Below are 18305 nucleotides of genomic sequence, written 5' to 3' on the forward strand. Positions count from 1 at the left end.
AGGCGAATGGGACGAAGCCCGCAGTTTAAGTCGGTAGGCGGCTATTCGATAGCCTCGTAAGGAAGCCCGACGTAATTTTCCGCAATGGTTTTTCGACCCGCCTCGGAATCGACGAAATATTCCAGCTCGGCTTCGCTGATGCGCTGGTTGAAGGCATCGTCGTCGAAGCGGTGCAGCATCGAAGTCATCCACCACGAGAACCGTTCGGCTTTCCAGACGCGGCGCAGGCAGATGGCCGAATAGTGCTCCAGCAAGTCCACACGGCCGTCGCGATAGACCTTGAGCAGGATGTTGAACAGCGTGCTGACATCGCTGGCGGCCAGGTTCAGCCCCTTGGCCCCGGTCGGCGGGACGATGTGGGCCGCGTCGCCCACCAGGAACATCCGCCCGTACTGCATCGGCTCGACCACGAAGCTGCGCAGCGGCGCGATGCTTTTCTCGATGGATGGGCCGGTCACCAAGGCCTCGGCCAGGTCGGTGGGAAGGCGTTTTTTCAGTTCATGCCAGAAACGCTCGTCCGGCCAGTCGGCCACTTGCTCCTCGGCAGGGACTTGCAGGTAGTAACGGGTGCGGGTCTTGGAGCGCATGCTGCACAGGGCAAAGCCGCGGGCGTGCCGAGCGTAGACCAGCTCTTCGTGAACCGGCGGGGTGTCAGCCAGCACGCCGAGCCAGCCAAACGGGTAGACGCGCTCGAAAACCTTGAGTTTTTCCGCTGGAATGGACTGTCGCGCCACGCCGTGGAAACCGTCGCAACCGGCAATGTAGTCGCAGTCCAGGCGTAAGGTTTGCCCTTCATGCTCGAAGGTCACGAAAGGGTGCTCGGTTTGCATGTCGTGGGGCTGGGCGTTGCTGGCCAGGTACAACGTGCGGGCGCCGGCGGCTTCGCGGGCGGCCATCAGATCACGGGTCACTTCGGTCTGGCCGTAGACCATGACGTTTTTACCGCCAGTCAGGCCCTTGAGGTCGATGTGCACCCGCCGATCGTTGAGCACCAGTTCAAAGCCGTCATGGGGCAGGCCTTCGGCGTCCATGCGTTGGCCGACGCCAGCCTGGCGCAGCAGTTCGACCATGCCTTGCTCCAGCACACCGGCGCGGATGCGGCCCAGTACATAGTCCGGGGTCTGGCGTTCGAGGATGACAGTGTCGATGCCGGCGTTGTGCAGCAACTGGCCGAGCAGCAGGCCAGAGGGGCCGGCGCCGATAATAGCGACTTGGGTCTTGAGGGTTTTCATTGTTCTTATGACTCGCACGAAGCACGCGACCAGGGTCGGTGTTGATTATTAGAAATCGAGTGCCTACATTTTTCGCTTGCGGACCTGTCAGTTGAAGGGGAAAACTGAGCCGATACCTGTACTTTCTGCCAATTGGTGCGATTATCGCCCGCAACCCCAGGCCCGGATCCACGTTATGAAAAAACCTGACCTGCCTTCGATCCCGGTGTTCAAGCTCTACGGTGAGAGCCAGGAATGGCCGACCCCGGACCTGCTGCACTGCGAAACCATCTCCAAGCGCAGCCGCGAGCATCACTGGGAAATCAAACCCCATCGGCATGCCGACCTGTGCCAGTTGTTGTTTGTCTTCAAGGGCCAGGCGGAACTGGAAATCGAAGGCCGGCGCACGCAGCTCACCGAGCCGGCGGTGCAGATCCTGCCGCCGCTGTCGGTCCATGGCTTTCGTTTTTCCGAGGATGTGGAAGGTTACGTGGTGACCCTGGCGGCGCCGCTGGTCACGCACCTGCAAGCGCAGCTGGGGCATGCAGTCAATGTGCTGGCCCAGGCCGAAAGCTACCCCGCCCTCGAGAATTCCGAGTACCTCAACAGCCTGTTCAGCGCCCTGCAGAATGAATACATGGGGCATCAGCCGGCTCGGGAAATGCTGATGCATGCGCTGGTCAGCGTGATCATGGTCTGGGTCAGCCGCCAGGTGATGCAGCGACACACCCAGGCCCAGCGCCCGCAACGGGCCCGGGAATACCTCAACGGGTTCATTCAGTTGGTGGAAGAAACCTATCGCGAGCACGTCAAGGTCGAAGACCTGGCCCATCGCCTGGGCATTTCCGTGTCGCACCTCAACGGCACCTGCCGGGAACTGGCGGGGCAACCGGCGTTGCAGATCATGCACGAGCGCCAGTTGTTGGAAGCCAAGCGCCTGCTGACCTACACCGGCATGACCATCTACGAGATTTCCGAACTGCTCGGGTTTTCCGACCCGACCAACTTCACCCGGCTGTTCCGCCGGCGCGTCGGCATCTCGCCCAAGGCGTTCCGGGACCGGCTCAAGACCGATCAGCAGGACGACTGACCACGCCTCAGCGCAGGGCGTTCAGGGTTGCGCTGTGGGGGATGCAGCGTTCGAAGTTGCAGCTGGCGTATTCACGGGGCAGTTGCCTGGCCTGCTCGACCCGGTAGGCCGCAGTGCCATAAAGCGCAAGCGTGGCGGCGCAGGTGACGAAAATAGCGAGGCGTCTTCTTGTTTTGATGTTCATGGCGGTGACCTCTGAACGAATACCCGGGGGCACTACTTTCAGCATAGGTCAGCCGTGGCGGGTTGCCAGCCTGGTAAGACTCGCATTTAACCCGACATTCAGAATGCTGATATCCCCTGTGGGAGCGGGCTTGCTCGCGAAAGCGGTGTGTCAGTCACCATCAATGTTGACTGTTGCTCCGTCTTCGCGAGCAAGCCCGCTCCCACAGGGATAGAGGTGTTTTTCGGGCGGGTTATGCCAAGTGTTCCGGCTTCATCGGATCGCCCGGCTTGACGTCCAGTTGCTTGCGCACGTCTTCGAACATTTCGTCGTAATACTTGTGCATCGAGCCGATGCTGGCGGTCTTGGGCAAGCCATATTGCTGCGCGATGCGCGTGGCGTGGCGGGCGAAATCGAAGGCCTGGTCCTTGGCCAGGAAAAAGGTCTCGTCCAGGGGCTTGTCTTCCACCGTGCCATGCACCCGGAACGACATGCCGCTGCCTTCCTTGGGGTCCTGCGCAACCTCGTAGTCGATGCACAGGTTGTAGTTGAAGTCTTCCTTGTTCAGCGCATGGCGTTCCATGTGCAGGTGACCGGGTTCGAACATGGCCATAAACGACTCTCCTCGAAGGCGTGGGTGTAGGGCAGACCCCGGATCCGCCCTGCAAGTTTCCTGTTATCGATAAGCGATGCCAGGTGTCGACGTGCTGATGCGGGTGCCGGCCTGGCCCTGGACGATAGCATCGATGTCCGACAGCGACCCGATCACCGCGACCTTGCCCGTGTTGCGTGCGAACTCGCAGGCGGCCTGCACCTTTGGCCCCATGGAGCCTGCGGCGAAGCCGAGCCGTTCCAGTTCGTCGGGGTGGGCCTGGGCGATGGCTTTCTGGGTCGGCTTGCCGAAGTCGATGAACGCGGCGTTGACGTCAGTGGCGATCACCAGCAGATCGCTTTCCAGCTGTTCGGCCAGCAGCGCCGAGCACAGGTCCTTGTCGATCACCGCCTCCACGCCCTGTAGCTTGCCCTCGGCGTCGTACATCGTCGGAATGCCGCCACCGCCGGCGCAGATCACGATGCTGCCTTTTTCCAGCAGCCATTTGATCGGGCGGATCTCAAAGATGCGCTTGGGCCTGGGGCTTGCGACCACACGGCGGAACTTGTCGCCGTCCGGGGCGATGGTCCAGCCTTTTTCAGTCGCCAGCTTCTGCGCCTCTTGCTGGCTATAGACCGGGCCGATGGGCTTGGTGGGGTTCTGGAAGGCCGGGTCGTTGCCATCCACTTCGACCTGGGTCAGCAGCGTGGCGAAGGGGACTTCGAAGTCCAGCAGATTGCCCAGTTCCTGTTCGATGATGTAGCCGATCATGCCTTCGGTTTCGGCGCCGAGCACGTCCAGCGGATATGGCGTGACCGCGGTGTAGGCCGCCGCCTGCAACGACAGCAGGCCGACCTGCGGGCCGTTGCCGTGGGCGATGACCAGTTGGTTGCCGGGGTGGATCTTGGCGATCTGTTCGGTCGCGGTGCGGATGTTGCTACGTTGGTTGGCAGCGGTCAGGGGTTCACCCCGACGCAGGAGGGCGTTACCGCCCAGGGCAACGACGATGCGCATGGTATTGTCCTTCAAAAAAATGGACGAACAACGCGGTCCTTTGTGGGAGCGAGCTTGCTCGCGATAGCGGTGTGTCAGTCGACATCAATGTTGCCTGTTCCTGCGCCATCGCGAGCAAGCTCGCTCCCACAAGGGAACTGCGTTGGTTTCAGATATCCGCCAGCGCCGACACCAGGATCGCCTTGATGGTGTGCATGCGGTTTTCCGCTTGCTCGAAGGCGATATTGGCCGGGGATTCGAAGACCTCTTCGGTCACTTCCACGCCATTGGCCAGGTTCGGATAGCGCGCGGCGATGTCCTTGCCGACCTTGGTTTCGCTGTTGTGGAACGCCGGCAGGCAATGCATGAATTTCACCCGTGGGTTGCCCGAGGCTTTCATCATTTGCGCGTTGACCTGGTAGGGCAGCAGTTGCTCGATGCGTTCATCCCAGGCTTCCACCGGCTCGCCCATGGACACCCAGATGTCGGTGTGGATGAAGTCCACGCCCTTGACCGCTTCTTTCGGATCCTCGGTGATGGTGATGCGCCCGCCGCTCTCGGCGGCGAAGGCCTGGCACTGGTCGATGAAGTCCTGGTGCGGCCACAGCGCTTTCGGCGCGCCGATGCGCACGTCCATGCCCAGTTTGGCGCCGATCATCAGCAGCGAATTGCCCATGTTGTAGCGCGCGTCGCCCAAGTAGGCGTAGCTGATGTCATGCAGCGGCTTGTCGCTGTGTTCGCGCATGGTCAGGGTGTCGGCGATCATCTGGGTGGGGTGGAATTCGGCGGTCAGGCCGTTGAACACCGGCACGCCGGCGAACTTGGCCAGTTCCTCGACGATCTCCTGTTCGAAGCCCCGGTACTCGATGGCGTCGAACATCCGCCCCAGGACCCGGGCGGTGTCTTTCATGCTTTCCTTGTGGCCGATCTGCGACGACACCGGGTCGATGTAGGTGACGTGGGCGCCCTGGTCGTGGGCCGCGACCTCGAAGGCACAGCGGGTGCGGGTCGAGGTCTTCTCGAAGATCAGCGCGATGTTCTTGCCCTTGAGGTGCGGCTGTTCGGTGCCGGTGTACTTGGCACGCTTGAGGTCGCGGGACAGGTCCAGCAGGTAGTGCAGCTCGCGGTTGGTGTGGTGCATCAAGCTCAGCAGGCTGCGGTTGCGCATGTTGAAAGCCATGATATGGATCTCCTTGGGTTTCGGTTATCCCCTGGGCTGCGTTCGATAAACACTGGCCCAGGCTCGAAGGTCAGTAGTCGATCGGGTCGCGGATGATCGGGCAGGTCATGCAGTGGCCACCGCCGCGGCCGCGGCCCAGCTCGCTGGCGCTGATGGTGATGACTTCCACCCCGGCCTTGCGCAGCAGGGTATTGGTGTAGGTGTTGCGGTCGTAGCCGATCACCACGCCCGGCTCCACGGCCACCACGTTGTTGCCGTCGTCCCATTGTTCACGCTCGGCGGCGAAGCTGTTGCCGCCGGTTTCCACCACGCGCAAGGCCGGCAGCTTGAGGGCGGCGGCCACGGTGTCGAGGAAGCTGCCTTCTTCTCGGCGTACGTCGATGCCGCCGGGCTTGCTCTCGTCAGGGCGCAGGGAGAAGGCGACGATCTGGCTCACCACTTCCGGGAAAACCGTGACCAGGTCGCGGTCGCAGAAACTGAAGACGGTGTCCAGGTGCATGGCGGCGCGGGACTTCGGCAAGCCGGCGACGATCACCCGCTCCACGGCCTTGTGCTTGAACAGGTTCAGCGCCAGTTGGCCGATGGCCTGGCGGGACGAACGTTCGCCCATGCCGATCAGCACTACGCCGTTGCCAATGGGCATCACGTCGCCGCCTTCGAGGGTGGCGTTGCCATGCTCCTGGTCCGGGTCGCCGTACCAGATCTGGAAGTCAGCCTGGGTAAACTCGGGGTGGAATTTATAGATGGCGCTGGCGAGCAGGGTTTCCTGGCGCCGCGCCGGCCAATACATCGGGTTCAGGGTCACGCCGCCGTAGATCCAGCAGGTGGTGTCGCGGGTGAACTGGGTATTGGGCAGCGGCGGCAGGATGAAGCTGGAGTGCCCGAGGAAGTCGCGGAACATCTGGATGGTCTTGCCACCGAAGCTGTCCGGCAGGTCGTCGGCCGAGACGCCGCCAATCAGGAACTCGGCGATATGGCGCGGCTCCAGGCTGCGCAGCCACGAACCGACTTCATTCACCAGGCCCAGGCCCACCGAGTTGGCGGTGATCTTGCGCTGCAGGATCCAGTCCAGGGCTTCGGGGATGGCGACGATGTCGGTCAGCAGGTTGTGCATTTCCAGTACGTCGATGCCACGCTCGCGCATCTTGGTGACGAAATCGAAATGGTCGCGCTTGGCCTGGTTGACCCAGATCACGTCATCGAACAGCAGCTCGTCGCAGTTGTTCGGGGTCAGCCGCTGGTGGGCCAGGCCTGGGGAACACACCATGACTTTACGTAATTTACCGGCTTCGGAATGAACGCCGTACTTCACTTTTTCCGTGGTCATTACAAATCCTCCAGTTAAACAGTCAGCCAACTACAAGGTCAGGAAGCCGTCGTAGAGCCCATAGGCGGCCACCAGGGCGCCTGCGATCACTGCGGCGAAAATCAGCTTCTCGACAGAGGTGAAAACCGGTTTGCCCAATTCGCGCTTGGCCTTGGCGAACAGAATCGCGCCGGGGGCATAGAGCAGGGCGGAGAGCAGCAGGTACTTGATCCCGCCGGCATACAGCAGCCACACCGCGTAGATCAGGGCGATGGCGCCGATGATCAGATCCTTGCGCCGCTCGGCCGCGAAGCCTTCGTAGGTCTCGCCGCGCACCGCCAGCAGCACGGCGTAGGCCGCCGACCACAGGTACGGCACCAGGATCATCGAGGTGGCGAGGTAGATCAGTGACAGGTAAGTGCTGGCCGAGAACAGGGTGATGACCAAAAACAGCTGGACCATCGCGTTGGTCAGCCACAGGGCGTTGGCCGGTACGTGGTTGGCGTTCTCCCGGCGCAGGAACTCGGGCATGGTGTGGTCTTTGGCGGCGGCGAACATGATCTCGGCGCATAGCAGCACCCAGGACAGCAGGGCGCCAAGCAGCGAGATGATCAGGCCGACGCTGATCAGCACCGCGCCCCAGTGACCCACCACGTGCTCCAGCACGGCGGCCATGGACGGGTTCTGCAGCTTGGCCAGTTCCGGCTGGGTCATGATCCCCAGGGACAACACATTGACCAGCACCAGGAACAGCAGCACGGTGATGAAGCCGATCACGGTGGCCTTGCCCACGTCCGTGCGTTTCTCGGCACGGGCGGAAAAGATACTCGCACCCTCGATGCCGATGAACACCCACACGGTGACCAGCATCATCTTGCGCACCTGGTTCATCACGCTGCCCAGGTCCGGGTTTTTCACGCCCCAGATGTCGGCGGTGAAGATGTCGAGCCTGAAGGCGAACACGGCGACCAACACGAACAGCAGCAACGGCACGACCTTGGCGATGGTGGTCACCAGGTTGATGAACGCCGCTTCCTTGATGCCGCGCAGTACCAGGAAATGCACCGCCCACAACAACACCGAGGCGCCGATCACCGCGGCAACGGTGTTGCCTTCACCGAAAATCGGGAAGAAGTAGCCCAGGGTGCTGAACAACAACACGAAGTAACCGACGTTGCCCAGCCAGGCGCTGATCCAGTAGCCCCAGGCCGACGAGAACCCCATGTAGTCGCCGAACCCAGCCTTGGCGTAGGCATACACGCCACCATCCAGGTCGGGCTTGCGATTGGCCAGGGTCTGAAAGACAAAAGCGAGGGTCAGCATGCCGACAGCGGTAATGGCCCAGCCAATCAGTACCGCCCCGACATCCGCGCTGGCGGCCATGTTTTGTGGCAGGGAAAATATTCCGCCGCCGATCATGGAGCCGACAACCAGTGCAACTAACGCACCTAATCGAAGTTTTCCGGGGGTATCAGACATTTGCGAGACTCCAATGCAGGAGAAGAGAGTCGACAGAATAAGTCGATTCGAAAGTTGAATACCTGATCTGGATCAGTGCATGACAACATTCCATTGTTAATGAAGGAGTTAAGTGCTTTCCTTCACGTCCATAAATTGCCGTAATGCCCGTTTTAGAGGCTTCGGCAAGGTGCGGCGAGGCGGCTTTCATTCCGTGGGATTATTCACACTAGTTGATTTCTACTGGATCACAACTATTTTGTAGGTTGCTTTCATGACAGAAATAATCGTCTGGTGTGGTCTTTCTTATTGCTGTCTTGGACAAGGGGCGGGGTAATAATCCCTCGGACTTTGCGCGCGTGACGTTATTCAAAAACGTTATGTCGCATTATTTACTTAATGAGCGAGAAAGATGCCGCAGCCGATTGAAAAGTTACGCCTTGGTGCGCTGGTGGCGCTGGTGGTGGGATCGATGATCGGTGGCGGGATCTTTTCCCTGCCACAGAACATGGCGGCCCGGGCCGACGTTGGAGCGGTGCTGATCGGTTGGGCGATCACCGCCGTCGGCATGCTGACCCTGGCCTTCGTGTTCCAGACCCTGGCCAATCGCAAACCCGAACTGGACTCGGGTGTCTATGCCTACGCCAAGGCCGGTTTCGGCGACTACATGGGCTTCTCTTCCGCGTGGGGCTACTGGATCAGTGCCTGGATGGGCAACGTCGGTTACTTCGTGTTGCTGTTCAGCACCTTGGGGTATTTTTTCCCGGTGTTCGGCCAGGGCAATACGCCGGTGGCCATCGCCTGTGCATCGTTGCTGTTGTGGGCGGTGCATTTCCTGGTGCTGCGCGGCATCAAGGAAGCGGCGTTCATCAACCTGGTGACCACCATCGCCAAGGTGGTGCCCTTGGTGATGTTCATTGTCATCGCCGCGGTGGCGTTCAAGGCCGAGGTGTTCACCCGGGATATCTGGGGCGAGATGAGCCCTGACCTGGGCAGCGTGATGGACCAGGTGCGCCACATGATGCTGGTCACGGTGTTCGTGTTCATTGGCATCGAAGGCGCCAGTGTCTATTCGGCGCGGGCGGAAAAACGCGCGGACGTCGGACGTGCGACGGTGATCGGGTTCCTCGGGGTTCTGGCGCTGCTGGTGCTGGTGAACGTGTTGTCCCTGGGGATCATGAGCCAGCCAGCCCTGGCGCAATTGCAGAACCCGTCACTGGCCGGCGTGCTGGAACATATCGTCGGGCCTTGGGGGGCGTTGTTGATCAGCCTCGGGCTGGCGGTGTCGTTGTTGGGCGCACTGTTGTCCTGGGCGCTGTTGTGCGCCGAAATTCTCTATGCCACCGCCAGGGACAAGACCATGCCGGCGTTCCTGACCAAGGAAAACGCCAACCAGGCGCCGGTCAACGCGTTGTGGCTGACCAATGGCATGATCCAGTTGTTTTTGCTGATTACCCTGTTTTCCGCAGGCACCTATACCAGCCTGATCTACCTCGCGTCATCGATGATCCTGGTACCGTACCTGTGGTCGGCAGCCTATGCGGTGTTGCTTTGCGCACGGGGCGAAACCTATGGGCAAGCCTCGGCCCGGCGCATGAAGGACCTGTGCATCGGTGGTGTTGCGCTGTGCTATGCGGTGTGGCTGCTGTATGCCGGCGGCGTGAAATACCTGCTGCTGTCGGCGCTGTTGTACGCGCCGGGGGTGATCCTGTTTGCCCAGGCCAAGCGCGAGCAGCGCCAACCCTTGTTCACCCATGTGGAAAAAGGCGTCTTTGCGTGTGTGGTGTCCGGGGCGGGCGTGGCGGCGTATGGGTTGTACAGTGGGTTTTTGGCGTTGTGAGGCGAAGCTTGCCTTTCTGGCGAGTTAGAGGCGGGCAGTGTGGCGAGGGGATTTATCCCCGCTGGGGTGCGAAGCGCCCCCAGAGAACGCTCGTGACTTTCCTGGCACACCGAGGCGCCAGGTTTCAGGGCCGCTTCGCGCCCCAGCGGGGATAAATCCCCTCGCCACAAAGGATTGTGATCGACAGGTTGGCATGGTTTGCTCGCGATTGGGCGGCCATCACCACCGTGGGCGATGCGCGCCCAGTTCTACCGCCGGCAAGGTCCATTGCAGGGGCGTCCCGGTGATTTTCAAAGGCACCTGCAGGCGGTGGGCTGGCCCCCATGGCGTTTGTTCGACCACCAGGCCCTGATCATTATCGTCCTCGGCGCGCAATGGGGTCGGGTCCCCTGGGCCACGCTCGATCAACAGCTTCGCCGTGCGCGCCAGTGACAGGCGTGCCGAACCGCCCTGGCCGTTCGTCAGGCGGCGGGACAACAACACAACGGCACTGGCAGCCATCAGGTACCCGGTGCCGTGGTCCAGTGCCTGCACCGGCAGCGGTGTCGGTTTGTCGGTGTGTTTCCAACCCATGCCGGCTTCGGCAATGCCGCTGCTCATCTGCACCAGGCTGTCGAAGCCACGGCGGTGCTGCCAAGGGCCGCTCCAGCCGTAGGCATTGAGACTTACATCAATCAGCCCCGGGGCGATTTGCTGGCGTTGATCGGCGCCATAGCCCAGGCGTTCGAGAGCGTCGGCGCGATAGCCATGCAGGAGGATGTCGGCGTCCTTGAGCAGCGCCTCGAACACCGCGCGATCATCGGGCCGATGCAAGTCGAGGCGGGCGCAGCGTTTGCCCAGGGTGACTTCCGGGACCACGCCGGGTTCGTTCCAGGTCGGCGGGTCGATGCGCAGCACGTCGGCCCCCAGGCCAGCGAGGAAGCGGCTGGCGACGGGGCCGGCCAGCACGCGGGTCAGGTCCAACACCTTGAGGCCCGCCAGTGGCTGGGTCTCGGAGCCGAGCCAGGGCTTGCGCTGTTCTGCAGTCGTTTCACTCAGATGCACCAGCGGTTCGGCATTCACCGCCATGCCTTGGGGATGGGCCTGCCAGGACTGCCACGAACGCATCTGGGCGGCGCAACCGCCGGCGTCGACCACGGCCTGTTCCAGCTCGGCCTTGTTCCAACGGGCCACCCTCGCCGCCATGTCGGCGCGGTCGGTGCAGGTGCCGAGGACTTTTTCCGCGGCCAGTCGATGATGCGGTGCGTTGGTGTGCAGGCGAATCCAGCCGTCGGCGCAGGCGTAGTCTCCGGCCACCGGGTCCCACATCGGCGGCACGCTCCAGCCGATGGGGCGCAGGGAAGTGGAGAACCAGAACGACGCCAGGCGCCGGTCGACCTCGACGGGCGGAAGGCGGCCGGTGTGCAGATGGATGAGCGCGGCGGTCGCCTGGCCCGCCACGGCGATGCTGGCGCTGGCCAACTCCGTGACGGCGAAGGCCGAGGGCAAGGCGCCTTCGCCGCTGAAGGTGATTGGGGTCGTGGGCAAGCCGAGTGCGGTTTGCATGGACGTGAGCAGATCTGACATCGAAAGCCCTCCAGTACGAGAGGGCGATCATAGATCAAAAATCCGTTGGGGGCCGCTTTGCGGCCCAGCGGGAGCAAGCGCCCTCGCCACAACTGCCCTGTGCCTGTTCCGGGCGCGACCAGATCCACAGGTTGCTCAGGCCCATGCCCGCGAGCGCCAGATAAACCGGCCAGCCGTGGTCGAGCATCACCAGCATCAGCCCGGCACACAGCAGCATGCTGACGGTGGCAGCCACCTTGGCCCGGCGCGGGATGACCTTGTCGTTGCGCCAGTTGTGCAGCATCGGCCCGAACAACCGATGGCTCTCCAGCCAGGCGCTCAGGCGCGGCGAACTGCGGGTCGCGGCCCAGGCGGCCAGCAGGATGAACTCGGTGGTCGGCAGGCCGGGCACGACGATGGCGACCAGGCCGATGGCCAGGCTGGTGTAGGCGAGCAGGGCGAAGAGCAGTTGGGTGAGTTTCGAGGGATGGTTCATCGGTACCTTTCAGGCATACACATTTCCATGTGGGAGCGGGCTTGCTCGCGAAGGCGGAGTAACAGGCACAGTTATTTTGACTGACACACTGCTTTCGCGAGCAAGCCCGCTCCCACAGTGGACTAAGCGATCAGGCCAATTCCACCGCATAAGCTTGTTCTAGCAGGACCGTGAACCGGTTGAACGCATCCAGCGCGCCTTTATCCGCTTCGGCTTCCTGCTGTTCGGTAAAGGCCAGGCCGTCGAGGGTGCGGGTGAAGGTTTTCCAGCCTTCGGCGCGCCCGCCGGCAGGTTCCGCCAGGTGCCGGGCGCCGAAGGTTTCGCTCAGCCCCAGGCCCACGGCACGCTTGATCAGGAACGCGGCACCGAGCTTGGAACCTTCGGAGACGAACAGCCAGCCCAGGGCTTCGGCCTGGGTCGGATTGTGTACCGCACCGGCCACCGGCGCGGGGACTTCGGTGTCCAGGTCGGCGAGATCCGCCCTGGCAGCGTCGGCCCGGCAACGGGCCGGTAGGTCGGGAATCAGGGCGGACAGCTCGGCGTCGTTGTACAGCGCCACCAGTTCCGACTGGAACAGGTACTGGGCGACGACGAAACGGGCGAAGCTGGCCGGGGTTTCGAACGGGGCGTGGGCCTTGACCAGGGCGTCGAGCTTGCTGTGAGGCTCGTGGGTGATCTGGTTCAGGCGTTGGGAACGTGAAGCGGGACGCTGGGTATTCATGAAAAGAATCCTTTGAGTGAGCACATTGTGGCGAGGGAGCTTGCTCCCGCTCGGTTGTGTGTAGGAGCTGCCGAAGGCTGCGATCTTTTGATCTTTCGCTTGAGGTTCAAGTGTCCGGGGAAAGATCGCAGCCTCGTTGCACTCGACAGCTCCTACGGCGCAGGCCTGTCAGATATCCCAGATCAGGTTCACCGCGAAGTTACGTCCGGGCGCGGTCAGGCGATCGAGGTTGGCGGGGCTCAGCACGGCCGCTTCGCCGACGCTGTCGTAGCCGCGCACGTCATCCCACAGCCAGTATTTCTTGTCGGTGAGGTTGTAGAGGCCGCCGCTGACGGTCACGTCGTGGGTCACCTTGTAGAAGCCCGTCAGGTCGAGGATGCCGAAGCCTGGCGTCTTGAACTGGCTGCTCACGCCATCGGGCGAGTTGAAGTTGCTGTCGTCGACGCGGTCCTTTTTCTTGACCAGGGTCCAGCTGAGCAAGGTGCCGAACTGCTCCTGGTCGTAGCCCAGGCCGAACACGCCGGTCAGCGGGTTGACGCTGTTGAGCGGCTCGCCCGTGTCGTTGTTGCGACCGTAGGCGTAGGCCACCGAACCTTGGGTGTACAGGCCCTTTGGCGCGCCCAGCACGTCCAGGTCCAGGCGTCCCTTGACTTCGGCACCCTTGATGATGGCGTGCTTGATGTTGTTGCTCTGGAAGGTCAACTGGTCGGCACCGGGGGTGATGGCGTCCTCGTTGATGAAGTCGCGGTACTTGTTGTAGAACACCGCCACGTCGAACGAACCGGAGTCGAAGCGGCCGCGCAGGCCGGTCTCGTAGCCCTGGCTTTTTTCCGCTTCCAGGTCGGCGTTGGGTTCCACGCTATAGCCGGCGCCAGGGTTGTCGAAACGGCCATACAGGGCCTTGGCGGTCGGGGTGCGGAACCCCTCGGCGTACTGCCCGTACCAGGTGTACTGGTCGGTCAGGGCATAGGTCACACCGAATTTTGGCGAGACGCGGTGCCAGGTCTTGTTCTTGTCGCTGACCTCACCACCACTGGTGGGGTCCACGGTATTGAGGAACTCCTCGGTCAGGTGCGGCTTGAGCTGGGTGTAGTCGTAGCGCAGGCCGGGCATGAAGGTCCATTTATCCCAACTGATCTGGTCCTGGACGAACAGGGCGTAGCTGTTGATGGTCGGGTCCGGGAAGTCACTGGCTTTTGCCAGCACGTCCCGGGTGCTGATGGCGCCCACCGCAGAGCAACCGACACCCACCGCCAGGCACACGCCATTGCCGCTGCGCGAGCCGGTGACTTTCTGTTGCTTGATCGTGGTGCCGTAGGTCAGCGCGTGATCGGTGCTGGCGATGCTGAAGGCCTTGTCCAGTTGCGCATCGAAGACCCACTGCTTTTCTTCGTAGAGGGTATCCCGTGTGCGCAGGACCTGGCGGGTGATCGGGAAATAGAACTCGGCGGTGCTCTGGTCGGTCTTGGCGACCTGGTGATTCAGGCTCCACTTGACGTGATCGGCCAGCAGGCTGTCGAGGGCGAAGCTGTGCTCCAGGCCGAAACGCTCGCGGGTGATGGTGTCGTTGCCGGTGCGCCACTGGTACATGCCGCCGGGTAGTACAAAATCGGGGATCGCCGGCTGGCCGTTGGCGTAGGGGCCGCCATAGGCGCTTTTCAGGTCGCTGTCGCGGTCGTCCTTGTATTTTTCGTAGACCAGGCCAAGGCGTGCGTCATCGCTGTAGTTCCAGCCGAGCTTGGCCAGCACATTGTTGGCGCGCACGTCTTCCGGGTTGGCGGCGGTGCGGTCCAGGCCGGTGCCGTTGTGGCTGCCGTAGGATTCGGTTTCGTGACCGTCGCGCTGGCTGTAGTGCAGCAGGCCGTCGAATGGGCCGTTGCGGCCGGCGACGGTGGCGGACTTGAGCCAGCTCTCGTCGGCGGAGCTGTAGCCGGTCTTCAGGCGGGCGCCAACGTCCTGGCCGGGCTTGATGATGTCGTCCGGAACGAGGGTGAAGTAGCTGACGGCACCGCCAATGGCATTGCTGCCGTACAGCACCGAGGCCGGACCGCGGAGGATTTCCACACGCTTGATGATTTCCGGGTCGACGTAATTGCGCTGGGTCTTGGCGTAGGGGCCGTTGAAGAAACCGCCGGGTACTTCCACGCCGTCGACCTGGGTCAGGATCCGGTTACCGTCGATGCCGCGAATGTTATAGCCACTGATGCCGCCGCGCTGGCCCGCACCGCCCACCGACACGCCCGGTTCATGGCGCACCAGGTCCTTGAGGGTATTGACGTTGTTGCGGTCCAGTTCCTGGCGGTCGTGGACGGTGACCGTGCTGGGTACGCTGGTGATGTCCTGTTCCTGGCGGGTGGCGCTGATGGTCACCTGTTGCAGCTCCATCGCGCTGCCGCTGTCGCGCCTTTCCAGCACGATGCTGTTGTCGCCCAGTTTGCGGTAGCCCAGGTGGGTCCCCACCAACAGGCGCTCCAGGGCTTTTTCCGGCGGCAGCGAGCCGTTCACCCCAGGCGAGGCGACGCCGTCGGCCAGTTCCGCCGGCATGCCGACTTGCCAGCCGGTGACCGCGGTGAATGCATTCAAGGCCGAGACCAGTGGCTGCCGGGCGATAGCGAAGGTGTAGTCGCCCATGTTGCGGGCAGGGGGTTGTACGGCGGTGGCAGCCAGGGCGAGCGGCGCGGTGCCGGCCATCAGGATGGCGGCGGTGAGCAATGACAGCGTGCAAGAGGGGGCAAGGAACCGGCAAGTAAGGCGAGAGGACATCGATAGCGCTCCGTGTCGCATCTGTTATAGGTGCAGATCGCATCGCTGGATGCGAATCAATTGCATTGGCTATAACGAGACGAACCAGCGGGTGCTATCGAGTAAAAATAATTCTCATTTAGTTCAGGATCACCAGTGCCGGGAATTCCTGAAGCCGTGCCGAGGTGATATGGGCCAGGGAGCGGACCACGTCCAACGGCTGATCGAGGCGGTAATTGCCGGTCACCGCGACATTGGCCAACTGTTCGTTACTGTTGATGATCCAGCCGGGGTAGTAGCGGCGCAGCTCGGCCAGTACCTGGCTCAGCGGCCGGTTCTCGAACACCAGCCGACCCTGGACCCAGGCCAGGTCGGTGTTGGCATCGAGCCGGGACGGCCGGTCGAAGCCGTTGGGGCCGATGCGGATGCTCTCCCCGGCCGACAGCCGCACATGGGTGTCGTTGCGATTGGCCCGCAGATCCACATCGCCACGCTGGACCTGGACCTGGGCCACGCCGTCGAGGTAACGCACGGCGAACGTGGTGTCGCTGACGCTGGCGGTGACCGGACCGGCGTCGATTTCCAGCGGCAGGGTGCGGTTGCCCGGGACCTCGAAGAAGGCCTCGCCCTTGTACAAGCGGGCCACGTACCGTTGTTCGTTGAACGTGCTGGAGAACGCCGAGTCAGTGTTGAGCAGGACCTTGGAGCCGTCTTCCAATTGCAGGCGCTGGCGCTCACCGACCACGGTCAGGTGATCGGCCTGCAAGCGCAGGGGCAGGTCACTGAAGTTGAACAGGCCGAGAAACAACACGGCGGCGGTGGCCAGGGGTTTCCAGTGGGCACGCAGGCGCGACAGCGCGGTGACCTTGGGCGCGGTTTCAAGTCGGCGGGCACTGGCCATCACCTGTGGGCCGTTCCAGATCGCCTGGGCCCGGGCGAACGCCTCGCCATGACGTGGATCGGCGGCCAGCCAGGCCTGGAATTGCCGCGTCTGTTCCTCGCTGGGGCTGTCCAGCAGGATCAGCCAGTCCAGCGCCTGCTCCATGGCATGGGCGGTTTCCGGCGTCGGCGCAGGAGAAGGGGAGTTGTCCGTCACGGTGGGTTCTCGTTTCTCGGTTCAGCGGCAAGTTACAAGCTTCAAGTTTCAAGTCGCAAGCCCAAGCCTGCACACAACTGCAGCTTGAATCTCATAGCTGCAGTTGTCCCACACAGATCGCCATGATCAGTTTCAGTTCCTTTTGCACCGTACTCAAGGACACGCTCAGCCGTTCGGCGATTTCCTGGTAACTGTGGCCATGCAGGCGGCTGAGGATGAAGATCTGCCGTTGTCGCGGGCTCAGGGCCTGCAGGCTGACATTCAGGCGCTCGAGCAGTTGCTGGGCATGGGCGGCGTCCTCGGCGCTGCTCTGGGGGGCGACGACGTTTTGGACGACTTCCAGCGGCACGTCATCCAGCAGGGTCCGGGCCTGGATGCGCCGGGCACGCAAATGGTCCAGCGCCAGGTTGCGGGCGGTCTGGAAAACAAAGGGTTCGAGGTGCTCGACCGTGCGTTCGGCCAATGCACGGGTGACACGCAGGTAGGTTTCCTGAAGCAGGTCTTCGGCGGTACTGGGGTTGCTGACCATGCGCTCAAGGGTGCGCAGCAGCGGCGTGCGCTGGGCGAGGAAGACGTGATGAAAGCGCGATTGACTCACGGTAGGGCCCGATCCGGTTCGAGTTGATGATAATGCTTATCATCTACGTTGCGGGTCAAGCCTAGATTTCAAGGCGCTGCATGGAAACTGTGTAGAACCATGTAGGAGCTGTAGGAGCTGTCGAGTGCAACGAGGCTGCGATCTTTCCAAAGACACTTGAATCTCAAGCGAATGATCAAAAGATCAAAAGATCGCAGCCTGCGGCAGCTCCTGCGGCAGCTCCTACGGCACCGAACATTATTCGGCGTTACACAACGCCAGGCAGTTATCCAGCATGCGGTTGGAGAAGCCCCATTCGTTGTCATACCAGGCCAGTACCTTGAGCAGCTTGCCGCTGGCCTTGGTGTGGTTGGCGTCGAAGATCGACGACAGCGGGTTGTGGTTGAAATCGCTGGAGACCAGCGGCAGGGTGTTGTAGCCGAGGATCTTCGAATGCTGGCTGGCCTGGCGCAGCAGTTCGTTGACTTCCTCGGCCGACGCTTCGCGCCTGAGCTGCACGGTGAGGTCGACCAGCGAGACGTTGATCACCGGTACGCGCACCGCCATGCCGGTCAACTTGCCGGCCAGTTCCGGCAGCACCAGGCCCACCGCTTCGGCGGCGCCGGTCTTGCTCGGGATCATGTTCTGCGTGGCCGAACGGGCGCGGTAGGGGTCGCTGTGGTAGACGTCGGTCAGGTTCTGGTCGTTGGTGTAGGCATGGATGGTGGTCATCAGGCCGCTTTCGATGCCCAGCTCGCGGTGCAGCACCTGGGCCACCGGGGCCAGGCAGTTGGTGGTGCACGAAGCGTTGGAGATGATCTGGTGGGACTGGCGCAGGATGTCGTGGTTCACGCCGTACACGACGGTGGCATCGGCGCCCTTGGCCGGGGCCGAGATGATCACCTTGCGGGCACCGGCGCTGATATGGGCCGCGGCCTTGGAGCGGTCGGTGAACAGACCGGTGCATTCGAACACGACGTCGATCTTCTCGGCTGCCCAAGGCAGTTCGGCCGGGTTGCGGATGGCGCTGACCGAGATGCGGTCGCCATTGACCGTCAGGCTTTCGTGATCGTGCTGGACGTCGGCATCGAAGGTGCCATGCACGGTGTCGAACTTGAGCAGATGGGCATTGATCGCACTGTCGCCCAGGTCGTTGATGGCGACGATCTGCAGGTCGCGACGATAGCCTTGGGTATACAGTGCACGGAGGACGTTGCGGCCGATGCGGCCAAAACCATTGATTGCGATTCGAAGAGTCATTAACTGCGCCGCCGTCGATTTGTTGTTGGAATTAC

The 18305-nt window shown here is 62.3% G+C and carries 16 protein-coding genes; 2 read left to right on the plus strand and 14 right to left on the minus strand.

Going from position 1 to position 18305, the window contains the following annotated elements; all coding sequences use genetic code 11:
• Positions 1–41: 41 nt before the first annotated feature.
• On the minus strand, positions 42–1232 hold the full coding sequence (pobA, locus tag BM317_RS16355) for a 4-hydroxybenzoate 3-monooxygenase (protein WP_092165991.1): 1191 nt from the start codon (positions 1230–1232) through the stop codon (positions 42–44).
• 175 nt (positions 1233–1407) lie between these two features.
• Between pobA and BM317_RS16360 the strand changes: the two genes are divergently transcribed.
• A complete protein-coding gene (locus BM317_RS16360; RefSeq protein WP_092165993.1) occupies positions 1408–2301 on the plus strand; it encodes a helix-turn-helix domain-containing protein in 894 nt (297 codons plus the stop codon).
• A 7-nt stretch (positions 2302–2308) separates the two neighbouring features.
• On the opposite strand, the gene BM317_RS30725 is transcribed toward BM317_RS16360, so the two are convergent.
• The 6 genes from BM317_RS30725 to arcD (BM317_RS16390) form a co-directional block, all read right to left on the minus strand.
• Entirely contained in the window at positions 2309–2485 is a 177-nt protein-coding gene (locus tag BM317_RS30725) for a hypothetical protein (RefSeq protein WP_162843733.1), read from the minus strand.
• 232 nt (positions 2486–2717) lie between these two features.
• Positions 2718–3077: a DUF5064 family protein gene (locus BM317_RS16370; RefSeq protein ID WP_092165997.1), complete on the minus strand. Its 360-nt coding sequence runs from the start codon at positions 3075–3077 to the stop codon at positions 2718–2720.
• A gap of 63 nt (positions 3078–3140) precedes the next feature.
• A complete protein-coding gene (gene arcC, locus BM317_RS16375) occupies positions 3141–4070 on the minus strand; it encodes a carbamate kinase (RefSeq protein ID WP_092475171.1) in 930 nt (309 codons plus the stop codon).
• A 148-nt stretch (positions 4071–4218) separates the two neighbouring features.
• Positions 4219–5229, minus strand: coding sequence for an ornithine carbamoyltransferase (locus BM317_RS16380; RefSeq protein WP_092166001.1), 1011 nt, complete (start codon positions 5227–5229; stop codon positions 4219–4221).
• A gap of 70 nt (positions 5230–5299) precedes the next feature.
• Positions 5300–6556 (minus strand): arginine deiminase, encoded by a 1257-nt coding sequence (arcA, locus tag BM317_RS16385; RefSeq protein WP_060738884.1) that lies wholly within the window; start codon positions 6554–6556, stop codon positions 5300–5302.
• Positions 6557–6586: 30 nt separating this feature from the next.
• A complete protein-coding gene (arcD, locus tag BM317_RS16390; protein WP_092166005.1) occupies positions 6587–8014 on the minus strand; it encodes an arginine-ornithine antiporter in 1428 nt (475 codons plus the stop codon).
• A gap of 391 nt (positions 8015–8405) precedes the next feature.
• Here arcD (BM317_RS16390) and arcD (BM317_RS16395) point away from each other — a divergent pair, with 391 nt between their 5' ends.
• The gene (gene arcD / locus BM317_RS16395) at positions 8406–9833 is read left to right on the plus strand and encodes an arginine-ornithine antiporter (protein WP_092166007.1); all 1428 of its coding nucleotides are present in this window, start codon (positions 8406–8408) and stop codon (positions 9831–9833) included.
• A 219-nt stretch (positions 9834–10052) separates the two neighbouring features.
• Here arcD (BM317_RS16395) and BM317_RS16400 read toward each other — a convergent pair whose 3' ends face one another.
• The 7 genes from BM317_RS16400 to gap all read right to left on the minus strand — a co-directional run bounded on the left by BM317_RS16400 (position 10053) and on the right by gap (position 18270).
• Entirely contained in the window at positions 10053–11399 is a 1347-nt protein-coding gene (locus tag BM317_RS16400; RefSeq protein WP_092475174.1) for a CoA transferase, read from the minus strand.
• A 34-nt stretch (positions 11400–11433) separates the two neighbouring features.
• On the minus strand, positions 11434–11874 hold the full coding sequence (locus BM317_RS16405; protein WP_092475178.1) for a YbaN family protein: 441 nt from the start codon (positions 11872–11874) through the stop codon (positions 11434–11436).
• 130 nt (positions 11875–12004) lie between these two features.
• The gene (locus tag BM317_RS16410) at positions 12005–12595 is read right to left on the minus strand and encodes a biliverdin-producing heme oxygenase (protein ID WP_092475181.1); all 591 of its coding nucleotides are present in this window, start codon (positions 12593–12595) and stop codon (positions 12005–12007) included.
• A 168-nt stretch (positions 12596–12763) separates the two neighbouring features.
• Positions 12764–15358 carry a TonB-dependent receptor gene (locus tag BM317_RS16415; RefSeq protein WP_092475184.1) on the minus strand — a complete coding sequence of 865 codons (2595 nt, stop codon included), beginning with the start codon at positions 15356–15358 and terminating at the stop codon, positions 12764–12766.
• Between the two features lie 118 nt (positions 15359–15476).
• Complete coding sequence (locus tag BM317_RS16420) at positions 15477–16382, minus strand: FecR family protein (protein WP_092166017.1); 906 nt, start codon at positions 16380–16382, stop codon at positions 15477–15479.
• 142 nt (positions 16383–16524) lie between these two features.
• On the minus strand, positions 16525–17031 hold the full coding sequence (locus BM317_RS16425; protein WP_092475188.1) for an RNA polymerase sigma factor: 507 nt from the start codon (positions 17029–17031) through the stop codon (positions 16525–16527).
• A 237-nt stretch (positions 17032–17268) separates the two neighbouring features.
• The gene (gap, locus tag BM317_RS16430) at positions 17269–18270 is read right to left on the minus strand and encodes a type I glyceraldehyde-3-phosphate dehydrogenase (RefSeq protein WP_092475191.1); all 1002 of its coding nucleotides are present in this window, start codon (positions 18268–18270) and stop codon (positions 17269–17271) included.
• Positions 18271–18305 lie beyond the last annotated feature (35 nt).

It is taken from the genome of Pseudomonas sp. NFACC24-1 (assembly GCF_900115235.1).
Taxonomy (GTDB): Bacteria; Pseudomonadota; Gammaproteobacteria; order Pseudomonadales; family Pseudomonadaceae; genus Aquipseudomonas; species Aquipseudomonas fluorescens_AA.